This is a genomic window from Bacillus inaquosorum (assembly GCF_023238325.1).
Lineage (GTDB): Bacteria > Bacillota > Bacilli > Bacillales > Bacillaceae > Bacillus > Bacillus inaquosorum.
In genome coordinates this window covers 3553771-3566936 of the sequence record NZ_CP096592.1, presented here as the reverse complement: position 1 = coordinate 3566936, position 13166 = coordinate 3553771, and the positions used below count along the sequence as shown (strand labels likewise).

Below are 13166 nucleotides of genomic sequence, written 5' to 3'. Positions count from 1 at the left end.
ATGGAAAATAAAAACGTATTTGAGAATGAGAACGTAAAGTTACGGCTAATTGATTTAGAATATGACTATAAACAAAAGTTTGCCTCAATTAATGCAAGTGAAGTTAAGGAAGCCAAAGTGGATTTCGAAGCAGATGTACGCAGAATTTATAAAGAGGAAACCCACCACGATCTTCCGGAGAATATAAAAATTGAAATATATACCTCCAATGAACTTGTAAACCAGAATACAGGTATAGAAAGTTCGACCAGAGAATCAGGTTACGATGGAACGGCAATCCATATAGATAAGAAAAAACATATCGATCAGCTTCATATTATTTCAGAAGGCAGTGCTGATAATAAGGATTGGTCGTATAACTTTTTTGGTCTTTTTTTAGGAATCGATCATAGTCAGTATGAGGCTACAAAGGAGTAACAGCAAACATCACCCAGCGAATATCAAAGGATGACCCGCTGTACGGAGCGAGCGGCAAGGCGGACTTCATTACATTCGGTGATGTGAAGATGACTGATACAAACACAAGTGTAAAAGGCATCAGAAACATTATGGATGGCATCCCTGATGAAGACGTGAGGTCGATTCAAGAATTCCTTCAAAAATATAAGGATGATTATGAAAAAGACGGCTTGAACGGTTTTATAAAGGCAGCCAGCGGGATAGACATAGATCTGATAGAAAAAGTGAAATACACAGATGGCGTTTTAAAGAAAGTAAGTGTCCTATATGAAAATTTTGATGATGTTAAGCAAATGTATGGACGAATTAAAGAGGAACTTCCAGCCTTTTTAGGTTTTCTTCATACTTTGTTGAGAAACAGCGGCCCGGTCGTAGATCAGCTTGCTGATAATGGGTATATTAATGGAACGCAAAAGAAAGTGATCAAAAAAGAATTAACGAATCTTAATGCGAGTATGAGAGGTATAGAATCACGATACGAACATTTCATTGATCATTTAAAACATGGTCAATTTACGCAAGCTTTAAAAGATGTTGGTGAAATAGTGGAGTACGTAAAATCAATTTTGTCCTCGATAGAAACACTCGACAAAGAAACAAAAGACGCATTAAAACTCATCGTTGACGGCCACAGCATTGTTCAAATGCTGAACGCATTATCAAAGGAAAAAGGCTTCAGCTATAAAGGCTCCGATATTTATTTTACAGGGAAGAGCGGCTCGGGAGAAACGATTAAAGTTAATATCTCATCCGCTGTCAGAATCTATCAAAACGGTATGAAGATCGTTGAAGATATGGAAGATGCGATTTCTAAGTACCAGAAGGTTTACAGTCAGGAAATCGATGAAGACTTTATAGACAAAAAACAGGCGATCACCACGGCTATTCATCATATGGAAGAAAATCCTTCGCATTATGCCTTCGATCTTCAATTCCGGCTTGCAGCTGGTTTCAGCCACACATTCGATAAATTAGAGAAAATCTCAGTTCATGAATCGTTCCACACAGGTGCGCTCCCTGCTAATGAGGGAATTGTTGCTGAATTAAAAAAACAGACAACAGAAAAAAGAGATTTTATCAAAAACATCCGTGAGAGTATTGAAAAGCTGTTTGAAAAAGAAGAAATGATTTCTCAGTTATTTGATTTTCAGCCTTAGGAGGAAAATGAAGAGTGACTTCCTTATTTTCAGAAAATGAAACAGAAATTGTATCAACCACCTATAGGTTTCTAACCTATGACGAAATGAAGGGGAAAGCAGGCAGCCTCAATAAACCGATCAATGACATTCTCAGCCTGACAAAGAAATTTGAGTCTTCTTTAAAAGAGGAAATCAAAGGTCAAAAAGGGTTGATCGTAAAAAAAATAAAAGAAGAGCTAGAATCAAAAAGCGAAAGTAGAAAAGCTGCACTTCAAATGATAAAAGAAGAACATACTGCAAAAGTTGACCGGTATAAAATGATGATTGAAGACATGCGACAGCAGGATGTGACATTGACTTATAGAAAAAAGAAGCCTGTTCAAGATGGATAATATAAAAATCTCCTATTCAACCATGAGTGGGAGATTTTTATTTTCATCACGGCAAAAATATACTGAAAAAGTCTCTCTCCATTGATATGATTGAGAAAGAGTAAAAATCATCCTTTTGAAATGCTATTTCACCTTTCTGAACGCTGAAACAGGAGGAATAATGATATGCCAAACCAGCAACAAAAATCTAAAAGTAAATTAAAACCCTTTTTTTCATTAGTAAAGCAGACCAATCCTTCTTATGGAAAGCTTGCCTTTGCGTTAATTCTCAGTATTGTGACCACACTGGTCAGCCTGCTGATTCCATTATTAACGAAGCAGCTTGTCGATGGCTTTTCAATGTCAGCTCTGTCAGGAACACAAATCGGGCTGATCGCGCTTGTTTTTCTCGTTCAGGCCGGTTTAAGCGCTTATGCCACCTATGCGCTGAACTATAACGGACAAAAAATCATCTCCGGACTGCGGGATCTATTATGGAAGAAATTAATTAAGCTTCCTGTCTCCTATTTTGATACAAACGCTTCCGGAGAAACAGTCAGCCGTGTAACGAATGATACGATGGTGGTCAAAGAACTGATTACAACCCATATCAGCGGATTTATTACAGGTATCATTTCTGTCATTGGATCACTGTCTATCTTGTTTATTATGAACTGGAAGCTGACACTGCTTGTGTTAGTGGTCGTTCCTCTGGCCGCTCTTATCTTAATGCCGATAGGCCGGAAGATGTTTTCGATTTCCCGGGAAACGCAAGATGAAACAGCCCGTTTTACAGGCCTACTGAATCAAATTCTTCCGGAAATCAGGCTCGTCAAGGCTTCAAATGCGGAGGATGTCGAATATGGGCGCGGGAAGATGGGAATTTCTTCATTATTTAAACTTGGAGTTCGTGAAGCCAAGGTTCAGTCGCTTGTCAGCCCGCTCATCTCACTTGTATTAATGGCAGCTCTCGTAGCAGTCATCGGATACGGCGGCATGCAGGTTTCATCAGGCGAGTTGACCGCCGGAGCGCTCGTGGCATTTATTTTATATTTGTTTCAAATTATTATGCCGATGGGCCAAATTACAACGTTCTTTACACAGCTGCAAAAATCAATCGGTGCAACAGAACGGATGATTGAGATTTTGGCAGAGGAAGAGGAAGATACAGTTACAGGAAAACAAATTGATAACGCGCATCTGCCTATTCAGCTTGACCATGTATCTTTTGGCTATAAGCCGGATCAGCTGATCTTGAAAGAGATCAGCGCCGTCATTGAGGCAGGGAAAGTAACAGCTATTGTCGGTCCGAGCGGCGGCGGGAAAACGACGCTGTTTAAGCTGTTGGAACGTTTCTATACTCCGACTTCGGGGATCATTCGGCTGGGGGACGAGCCGATTGATATTTATTCGCTTGAATCGTGGCGGGAGCACATCGGGTATGTATCACAGGAAAGCCCGTTAATGTCGGGAACAATTAGAGAAAATATTTGCTACGGGTTAGAACGTGATGTAACAGATGCCGAGATCGAAAAAGCCGCGGAGATGGCATATGCACTCAATTTTATAAAGGAGCTGCCAAATCAGCTTGATACTGAGGTGGGCGAACGCGGCATTATGCTGTCAGGCGGACAGAGGCAAAGAATCGCGATTGCGAGAGCGCTTCTCCGTGATCCGAGTATTCTAATGCTTGATGAAGCCACTTCAAGCCTCGACAGCCAATCTGAAAAATCAGTCCAGCAGGCGCTTGAGGTGCTGATGGAGGGCCGTACAACGATTGTCATCGCACACCGCTTATCCACTGTTGTAGACGCGGACCAGCTTTTGTTTGTTGAAAAAGGAGAAATCACCGGACGGGGCACACATCATGAATTAATGGCTTCCCATGATCTATATAGAGATTTTGCTGAACAGCAGCTGAAAATGAACGCGGATTTAGAGAACAAAGCCGGGTAAATTTTGGTCGAATCAGCCAGTAAAAAAGCGGAGGGATTTTCCCAATCCTTCCTTTTGAACTATTGAGGGGCTTGCGATTTATGGTATACTACTGACGGTACATTGTATAAAACGGAGGGTAGTTGTGGGAAAACACACTTCTGAACATAAAAATCACGCACAAATTGTCCAGCTGCTTCAAGATGGACAATATTTTTTTCATAAAGGCTTGAAAGCGTATAAAGAGCGCAATCTGAAACGGGCAAGCAAACTGATTCAGCGCGCGGTTCATTTGGAGCCGGAGGATTCAGAGATGCTTTCGCAGCTTGCGGTCATTTATTCAGAAATGGGCCAATATCAGGAGTCGAACGATCTTCTTGATTATATCATGGCAAATCTGGAGGCCGAAATGCCGGAGTGCCATTACTTTAAAGCGAATAACTTTGCCCATCTGGGGCTCTTTCAAGAAGCTTATAAAGAAGCGGCTGCTTATTCAGATGCGGATCCGGACGGTGAATTCGCCGAAGAAAACGAAAGTCTGCTTGAATTGCTCGATTTAGGAGACGGCGGGCCGGAGGATTCTTTGTATGATCAGGATGAATTGCTGATGAAACAGGATCGGGCAAAGTCACTGCTGGAAAGCGGCCAGCTTGCCGAAGCGGTTGCGGCGCTTGAGGAAATCACAGCCGATTATCCGGAGCTTTGGTCAGCATACAATAATCTGGCGCTTGCCTATTTCTATTCAGGCAACATCGTAAAAGCGAAGCAAACCGCTTACCAAGTGCTCAGTCATAATGAAGGAAACCTTCACGCCTTATGTAATCTTCTCGTTTTCTACTATTATGAAAGAGAAGACGAAAAAGTGGCGGAACTGAGTGATCAGCTTTCTAACGTATATCCGATGCTATTGGAACAGCGCTATAAACTGGGAGCCACTTTGGCGCTTGTCGGCCGTTATGAGATCGGATATAAATGGCTTAAATCATTATATAAAAGCGGCTTTGAAGGTGACGATACATTCTTTTACTGGCTCTCGTGCTCCGCTTATTTTACGGGACATACTGAATTTGCCGAGACGATCTGGAGAAAAGTCGAGTCGCAATATCCCGGAGAAGACCGCCCGGCTCCATGGATTGAGCGGAGGGAAGCACTTCCTTCATCTGTAGAACAGCGTCTCGCAGCCTATTATATCAGCAGCACAAAGGGAGAAACGGAGCATCTTGAAGCGGTGATACGCTCGAAGAGAATTACCGCTCCTTTCGAAAATCATTTTGTTAAGCTGCTTTTGAATGGAGATTCCGTGGCAGCTGACGTATCAGAGGATGCGCTTTTCGCCTATCAAACCGTCAAATTATTGGAGCATGCTGAAAAAGAAGAGATGAAAACAGAAGTCATGAGCTGCTGGGTGTTCCATGTCATCCAGCAAATCCGCGCAGCCGCTCCGTTGAAAAATGAGAGGGGCTGGGCAGCGGCAATCTGTTATATTTGGAAAGAAGCTCACGGCAAACATGATACGAAAAAAGACACAGCGGCCCGATTCGGCATCTCTCCGGCAACTTTGACGAAATATATGAAATATATTGATGATATTCTAGAATAGAATATTTTGAAGAGTCGATTTGCAGAATCGACTCTTTTTTTATTTAGTAGATTATATTAATAAAATAATATCGACAGCTTTTTTACTCATTTAAGAAAAATGACAAACGATGGGCGACTTGACATCTGTTTGAAACACAAATGTAATAAAATTTATCGCTAATTTGTCGAAACTTGATGGTATAATGATTCTCGTACATAAGGAATTAGTGTTTTTTACATATGATGTGAAATAAACGCTATACAACCAGAATAAGAGATGCACAGAATAATTAACCATAAACAACCATCATTCCTCGTAGAGTATGAGGAACGAAACTTGATGTTTAAAATACGATTCCAAATGAGGACAGGTTCACAGTAAAAGGGAGGATATAAAAGTGAGAAAGAGTTTATTGACACTTGGTTTGGCTTCCGTCATCGGGACAAGCAGTTTTTTGATCCCATTTACAAGTAAAACTGCATCGGCGGAAACATTAGATGAAAAGAAACAAAAAATCGAAAGCAAGCAATCTGAGGTTGCTTCCAGCATCGAAGCGAAGGAAAAAGAATTAACTGAGCTTCAGGAAAATCAATCAAAGATTGAAAAAGAACTGAAAGACATTAACGCTAAGGCGCTTGATACAAGCAACAAGATCGAAGATAAAAAAGAAGAAAACGATAAAACAAAAGAAGAAATCAAAAAACTGAAAAAAGAGATTAAAGAGACAGAAGCCCGCATCGAAAAACGCAATGAAATCCTGAAAAAACGCGTTCGTTCTTTACAGGAAAGCGGCGGATCTCAAGGATACATAGATGTTCTTTTAGGATCAACAAGCTTTGGTGACTTTATTTCTCGCGCAACTGCGGTTTCATCTATTGTGGATGCAGACAAAGATTTAATCAAGCAGCAAGAGCAGGATAAAGCGAAGCTTGAAGATTCTGAAGCGGATTTGAATGACAAGCTGAAAGAAGTTCAAGCTGCATTGGCTAAATTAGAAACAATGCAAAAAGACCTTGATAAACAGCTTGATGAAAAAGACAAGCTTTTCGATGAAGCAAAAGCAAGCCAGAAGAAAACGGCTGAAGCGATTTCTGAATTAAAATCAGAAGCATCTGAACTTGCAAACCAAAAAGCAGATACTGAAGCTGAACAAGCACGTATCAAAAAAGAACAAGAAGCTGCGGCTGCCTTGATCAAAAAGCAGGAAGAAGCACAAAAAGCATCTGATGAGACACAAACAGATGACAGCCAAACGGCTACAACTGAAACAGCAAAAGCAAGCTCATCTGATGATGATTCTTCAGACAACTCTTCTAACGGTTCATCAAACAGTTCGTCTAACGGCTCATCTTCTAAGAAGAGCAGCGGCTCAAACAGCAATTCAGGCGGCACTGTTATCAGCAACTCAGGCGGAATTGAAGGTGCGATCAGCGTTGGTTCAAGCATTGTAGGACAATCTCCGTACAAATTTGGCGGCGGACGCACTCAGTCTGATATCAACAACCGTATTTTTGACTGCTCATCATTCGTACGCTGGGCATACGCTTCTGCAGGTGTTAACCTTGGACCTGTAGGCGGAACAACAACTGATACGTTAGTTGCAAGAGGACAAGCTGTCAGCGCGTCTGAAATGAAACGCGGAGACTTAGTTTTCTTTGACACATACAAAACAAACGGTCACGTTGGAATTTACTTAGGAAACGGTACTTTCCTAAACGACAATACATCTCATGGTGTATCTGTTGACTCAATGAGCAACGTTTACTGGAAAAAAGCATTTAAAGGCGTTGTAAGACGTGTTGTTCAATAATAAATAAGACAAGGGCCTTCTATGAACAGAAGGCTCTTTCTTTATTAACATATATACCCTTTTGGAACTCATTTAATCGTGATGAGAAAAAAATGAGCAAAAAAATAGCGTATCACCATGAGATTTTATAGGATATGGGTAAGGAATACGTTTGATGGGGATTCTTATCATATAAGAAAGAGCCCAAACTTGAAAAGATGGTTTAAGGAGTGAATAGTGTGTCAGAAGAAAAAATATATGACGTGATTATAATCGGCGCGGGCCCTGCTGGGATGACGGCCGCTGTATACACATCAAGAGCAAATTTATCGACATTAATGATTGAAAGAGGAATTCCCGGCGGGCAAATGGCCAATACGGAAGATGTAGAAAACTATCCTGGATTTGAAAGCATCCTCGGACCTGAGCTTTCCAACAAAATGTTCGAACACGCGAAAAAATTCGGCGCTGAATACGCTTATGGTGATATTAAAGAAGTTGTTGACGGCAAAGAGTACAAAGTGGTTAAAGCCGGTTCAAAAGAATATAAAGCACGCGCTGTGATCATTGCCGCGGGTGCGGAGTATAAAAAAATCGGCGTGCCTGGCGAAAAAGAATTGGGCGGCCGCGGTGTGTCTTATTGTGCGGTATGTGACGGCGCTTTCTTTAAAGGCAAAGAGCTTGTCGTTGTCGGCGGCGGAGATTCTGCTGTTGAAGAAGGCGTGTACCTGACACGTTTCGCTTCAAAAGTAACGATTGTTCACAGACGTGATAAACTCCGTGCGCAAAGCATTCTTCAAGCGAGAGCATTTGATAATGAAAAAGTTGACTTCCTATGGAACAAAACCGTGAAGGAAATTCATGAGGAAAACGGCAAAGTTGGTAGCGTAACGCTTGTCGATACGGTAACCGGTGAAGAAAGTGAATTCAAAACAGACGGCGTATTCATTTACATCGGCATGCTTCCTCTGTCTAAACCGTTTGAAAATCTGGGCATTACGAATGAAGAAGGCTACATCGAAACAAACGACCGCATGGAAACAAAGGTTGAAGGTATTTTCGCTGCCGGAGACATTCGCGAAAAATCACTGCGTCAAATCGTAACGGCTACAGGAGACGGAAGTATTGCGGCACAAAGCGTACAGCATTATGTCGAAGAGCTCCAAGAAACGCTGAAAACCTTAAAATAAAAAGGGCTGTCATACGAGCTTCACATAACGTTACTGGGTTTTAATTCCGCTGTAACAGTTGTGTAATGCTTTTCGGTTATGATTAATAAAGTAATTGACCCCCTTTTTATAATGAATACACTTTTTTGGCACGGATTCTCCAGTTATCCGTGTCCTTTTTTTGTCCAAAAATAAAAGACGGATGCCTGTTACAGCAAAATCATCTGAACCCAGGGATGAATATGCTGTAAAATAGAAGAAAAGATTGTCAATGTCTCTTCATTGTGGGAGGCATCTTGAAGCGGTATAATAAAGAGACGATGACAGGACGAGAAGGTTAGGTGACGTACTTGCAAAGAGTGACAAATTGTGTGCTTCAGACGGATGACAAGGTTCTTTTGCTTCAAAAGCCGAGACGCGGCTGGTGGGTCGCGCCGGGAGGCAAGATGGAGAGCGGAGAATCAGTCAGAGACTCCGTCATCAGAGAGTACAGAGAAGAGACTGGTATCTATATCATAAATCCTCAGTTAAAAGGCGTTTTTACCTTTATTATTAAAGACGGTGACCACATTGTCTCTGAGTGGATGATGTTTACGTTTGTCGCTGATTCTTATACAGGACAAAATGTATCTGAATCAGAGGAGGGCAAGCTGCAGTGGCACGATGTCAATGATATTCAAAACCTGCCTATGGCCCCCGGAGACGGCCATATCCTTGATTTTATGATGAAGGGACAAGGGCTGCTGCACGGCACATTTACGTATACACCGGACTTTGAGCTGCTCAGTTATCGATTAGACCCGCAGCATATCAAATAGAAAGACAAGTCAGGGGGGAGAAAGATGAGTGTTAGTGAATCACATGATATTCAGCTTGTCATTATAACCGGAATGTCGGGCGCGGGGAAAACTGTCGCCATTCAAAGCTTTGAAGATCTCGGATATTTCTGCGTCGATAATCTTCCGCCATCATTGCTTCCTAAATTTTTAGAGCTGATGAAGGAATCAAATTCGAAAATGAGCAAGGTTGCGCTCGTTATGGATTTGCGCGGGCGTGAATTTTTTGACCGGCTGATCGAAGCGCTTGATGAAATGGCGGAAAATCCGTGGATAACACCGCGAATTTTATTCTTGGACGCGAAGGATTCTATTCTTGTCACGAGATATAAAGAAACGAGACGTTCGCACCCGCTGGCAGCGACTGGCCTGCCGCTTGAAGGCATCGCGCTGGAACGTGAGCTGCTTGAGGAATTAAAAGGCCGCTCTCAGATCATTTATGATACGTCGGACATGAAGCCGCGTGATTTACGCGAAAAAATCGTAAAGCACTTTGCGTCAAACCAAGGGGAGACATTTACCGTGAATGTCATGTCATTTGGTTTTAAATACGGTATCCCGATTGACGCAGATCTCGTCTTTGATGTCAGATTTTTGCCGAATCCTTATTATATCGAAAGCATGCGGCCGCTGACTGGCAAGGATGAAGAGGTATCCTCTTACGTCATGAAGTGGAATGAAACGCAAAAGTTCAATGAAAAATTAATCGATCTGCTGAGCTTTATGCTTCCATCTTACAAAAGAGAAGGAAAAAGCCAGGTCGTTATTGCGATCGGCTGCACAGGGGGCCAGCACCGCTCTGTGACACTTGCCGAAAATTTAGCTGATTATTTCAAAAAGGATTACTATACTCATGTTACTCACCGGGACATTGAAAAGAGAAGCCGGAAATAAGATGGGACAAAAGCCGAAAATTGCAATCTTTGGCGGCGGTACGGGTCTTTCTGTATTACTTCGGGGCTTAAAGCATAAACCTGTTGACATTACGGCCATTGTGACAGTTGCCGATGATGGGGGAAGCTCTGGCCGTCTGCGGGATGAATTGCAAATTCCGCCTCCCGGAGACATCAGAAATGTGCTTGCCGCTTTATCCGATGTGGAGCCGCTTGTTGAAGATCTCTTTCAGCACCGCTTCAATAAGGGGAATGATTTAACAGGCCATTCTCTCGGGAATTTGATTTTGGCAGCGATGACAAATATAACCGGTGATTTTTTTCACGCTGTCACAGAAATGAGCAAGGTGCTGAATGTAAGAGGGAAGGTTTTGCCAGCTGCCAATGCCAGTGTCGTTCTGCATGCTGAGATGGAAGACGGCCGCGTGGTCTCAGGCGAGTCCACGATTCCGGCATACGGGCAGCGCATTAAGCGTGTTTTTCTCACGCCTGAACATATTGATCCGCTGCCGGAAACGATAGACGTGATCAGGGAAGCGGATTTGATTATTATCGGCCCGGGAAGCCTCTATACAAGCATTCTTCCCAATTTGCTCGTCCCAAAGATTGGGGAAGAAGTGGTGAAGGCGACGGCGAAAAAAGTATACATTTGCAATGTGATGACTCAGCCCGGCGAAACGCTCCATTACACCGCTGCTGATCACGTGAAAGCGCTCAATCAGCATATGGGCTGCGGTTTTATTGATACGATATTAGTGAACAGCGAAGACATTTCTGACGAAATAAAACGTAAGTACGAAATGGAATCGGCGCGTCCTGTAGATTTTGATATCGAAGAGCTGAAAGCGATGGGGCTTGAAGTCATCAGAGATCAAATCGTAACGTATAAAAATGACGTAATTCGTCACGATACACATAAAGTGGCCTCTCTTCTTGTTGATTTATTGAAAGAATGAAGCCTTGAAATGAGGTGGCTAATATGTCATTTGCATCAGAAACAAAAAAAGAATTAACGAATCTGGAAGTGAAAGACTGCTGCATTAAGGCGGAGCTGTCTGCACTAATCCGGATGAATGGAGCTTTATCATTTACAAACCGCCATCTCGTACTTGACGTTCAAACCGAAAATGCGGCGATTGCCCGCCGCATTTATACATTGCTGAAAAAACAATATGATGTATCGGTCGAGCTGCTGGTCAGAAAGAAAATGCGGCTGAAAAAGAACAACGTCTATATTGTGCGATTTTCAGAAAATGCAAAAGCGATCTTAGAGGATTTAAAAATACTCGGGGAGAATTTTGTGTTTGAACGAAGTATTTCGGAAGAGCTGGTCAAAAAGAGATGCTGCAAGCGTTCTTATATGAGAGGGGCATTTTTGGCGGGAGGTTCGGTCAATAACCCGGAAACCTCCTCGTATCATTTAGAAATCTTCTCTCTTTATAAGGAGCATAACGATTCATTATGCGACCTGTTAAATGAGTTTCAGCTAAACAGCAAAACGCTCGAACGGAAAAAAGGCTATATCACCTATTTAAAAGAGGCGGAAAAGATTACTGAGTTTCTGAACGTGATTGGCGCCCACAATTCGCTTCTGCGATTTGAGGATGTCAGAATCGTCAGGGATATGAGAAATTCAGTCAACCGCCTCGTTAATTGTGAAACAGCCAACTTAAACAAAACGATCGGCGCTTCGCTCAGACAGGTGGAAAATATTAAATACATCGATGAAAGAATCGGCCTGGATGCGCTTCCTGAAAAACTTCGAGAAATCGCGCAGCTGCGGATTGATTATCAGGAAGTGACGCTGAAAGAGCTAGGGGAAATGGTAGCAAGCGGGAAAATCAGCAAATCAGGAATCAACCACAGGCTGAGAAAACTTGACGAAATCGCAGAACAGCTGCGGACAGGGCAAACCGTCACTTTAAAATAACCGTAAAGAAAAGGGGAGATCTTATGGTTCAACAGAAAGTGGAAGTTCGATTAAAGACAGGACTGCAGGCGCGTCCTGCTGCTTTGTTTGTACAAGAAGCAAACCGGTTTACGTCAGATGTGTTTCTTGAGAAGGATGGGAAAAAAGTAAACGCAAAAAGCATCATGGGGCTGATGAGCCTTGCGGTCAGCACAGGCACTGAGGTTACCTTAATCGCCCAGGGAGAAGACGAACAGGAGGCGCTGGAAAAGCTGGCTGCTTATGTTCAAGAAGAAGTTTAGGTGATAAAGATGAATGACTTTCTAAAAGACTGCTTTCAGAAAATCGGCTGGGAGAAAGACCATGTCAGCTTCGTTGATCTCCCCCTTTTTCTCAAATCAATGGCATACCGTTTTCCATTTGAAAACCGTGCCGTACTCTCAAAAGAGAATTACAACATAACAAAAGAAGAGCTATGGCGCCGCCTGGTCAAAGAACAGCACGGCGGCCTGTGCTATGATTTAAATGGTTTTCTTTATTTTGTCTTGCGTGAGGCCGGATTTCATGTGAAGCTCATTCGGGGAACGGTTTATGCAGGACAACAAGAAGAATGGGCATTAGAAGGAACGCATGCTGCTGTATTGCTGTCTGCGGAAAAAGGCGATTATATCGTTGATATTGGATTTGGCATCAACCTGGCGCTCCAGCCGATACCGCTTTCTGGAGAAACGGTACAATCTCCTGTCGGGTCATTCCGAATCAAAGAAGAAGAGACAGAAAAGGGCAGCCATGTCCTGTTGATGGACAAAGGGGAAGGCTGGCAAATCGGTTACGCCTTTACCCTTGAAGAGAGTGATGCCGGTGATTTAGATGACATGAAGGACATGATTCACTCTCATGAAAAATCTCCGTTTAACAAATCACTGCTCGCCTCAAAGCTGACGCCGAACGGACGGATGGTCATGTCAGACCGCCATTTGACGATTCATGAAAACGGCGGAGAAGGCAAAAAAAGTGACATCGCCCCTTCAGAGTTTGAAGAGAAATTAAATACTTATTTTGTGTAATGTGAAAAGCTTGCAGA

At 42.6% G+C, this 13166-nt stretch carries 11 protein-coding genes and 1 pseudogene; all 12 read left to right on the top strand.

Features of this window, described 5'->3' with window-relative positions:
• The 12 genes and pseudogenes from M1M80_RS18110 (at position 1) to M1M80_RS18055 (ending at position 13149) form a co-directional block, all read left to right on the top strand.
• A pseudogene (locus M1M80_RS18110) lies at positions 1 to 1616 on the top strand (DUF6792 domain-containing protein).
• Positions 1617 to 1630: 14 nt separating this feature from the next.
• The gene (locus M1M80_RS18105) at positions 1631 to 1990 is read left to right on the top strand and encodes a hypothetical protein (protein ID WP_060399569.1); all 360 of its coding nucleotides are present in this window, start codon (positions 1631 to 1633) and stop codon (positions 1988 to 1990) included.
• A 165-nt stretch (positions 1991 to 2155) separates the two neighbouring features.
• Positions 2156 to 3925: a multidrug resistance ABC transporter ATP-binding protein/permease BmrA gene (gene bmrA, locus M1M80_RS18100; protein ID WP_060399568.1), complete on the top strand. Its 1770-nt coding sequence runs from the start codon at positions 2156 to 2158 to the stop codon at positions 3923 to 3925.
• A gap of 124 nt (positions 3926 to 4049) precedes the next feature.
• Positions 4050 to 5504: a tetratricopeptide repeat protein gene (locus M1M80_RS18095; protein ID WP_060399567.1), complete on the top strand. Its 1455-nt coding sequence runs from the start codon at positions 4050 to 4052 to the stop codon at positions 5502 to 5504.
• Between the two features lie 379 nt (positions 5505 to 5883).
• On the top strand, positions 5884 to 7296 hold the full coding sequence (gene cwlO / locus M1M80_RS18090; RefSeq protein ID WP_060399566.1) for a peptidoglycan DL-endopeptidase CwlO: 1413 nt from the start codon (positions 5884 to 5886) through the stop codon (positions 7294 to 7296).
• 218 nt (positions 7297 to 7514) lie between these two features.
• Positions 7515 to 8465 (top strand): thioredoxin-disulfide reductase, encoded by a 951-nt coding sequence (trxB, locus tag M1M80_RS18085; RefSeq protein WP_060399565.1) that lies wholly within the window; start codon positions 7515 to 7517, stop codon positions 8463 to 8465.
• Positions 8466 to 8785: 320 nt separating this feature from the next.
• The gene (locus tag M1M80_RS18080) at positions 8786 to 9262 is read left to right on the top strand and encodes an 8-oxo-dGTP diphosphatase (RefSeq protein ID WP_014481002.1); all 477 of its coding nucleotides are present in this window, start codon (positions 8786 to 8788) and stop codon (positions 9260 to 9262) included.
• A gap of 24 nt (positions 9263 to 9286) precedes the next feature.
• A complete protein-coding gene (rapZ, locus tag M1M80_RS18075) occupies positions 9287 to 10174 on the top strand; it encodes an RNase adapter RapZ (RefSeq protein WP_003235371.1) in 888 nt (295 codons plus the stop codon).
• Between the two features lies 1 nt (position 10175).
• Entirely contained in the window at positions 10176 to 11129 is a 954-nt protein-coding gene (gene mgfK / locus M1M80_RS18070) for a gluconeogenesis morphogenetic factor (protein ID WP_060400065.1), read from the top strand.
• A 23-nt stretch (positions 11130 to 11152) separates the two neighbouring features.
• Positions 11153 to 12103, top strand: a complete 951-nt coding sequence (gene whiA / locus M1M80_RS18065; protein WP_003235366.1) for a DNA-binding protein WhiA — start codon at positions 11153 to 11155, stop codon at positions 12101 to 12103.
• 23 nt (positions 12104 to 12126) lie between these two features.
• On the top strand, positions 12127 to 12384 hold the full coding sequence (locus M1M80_RS18060) for an HPr family phosphocarrier protein (RefSeq protein WP_003219835.1): 258 nt from the start codon (positions 12127 to 12129) through the stop codon (positions 12382 to 12384).
• Positions 12385 to 13149, top strand: a complete 765-nt coding sequence (locus tag M1M80_RS18055) for an arylamine N-acetyltransferase family protein (RefSeq protein WP_080429063.1) — start codon at positions 12385 to 12387, stop codon at positions 13147 to 13149.
• Positions 13150 to 13166: the final 17 nt, after the last annotated feature.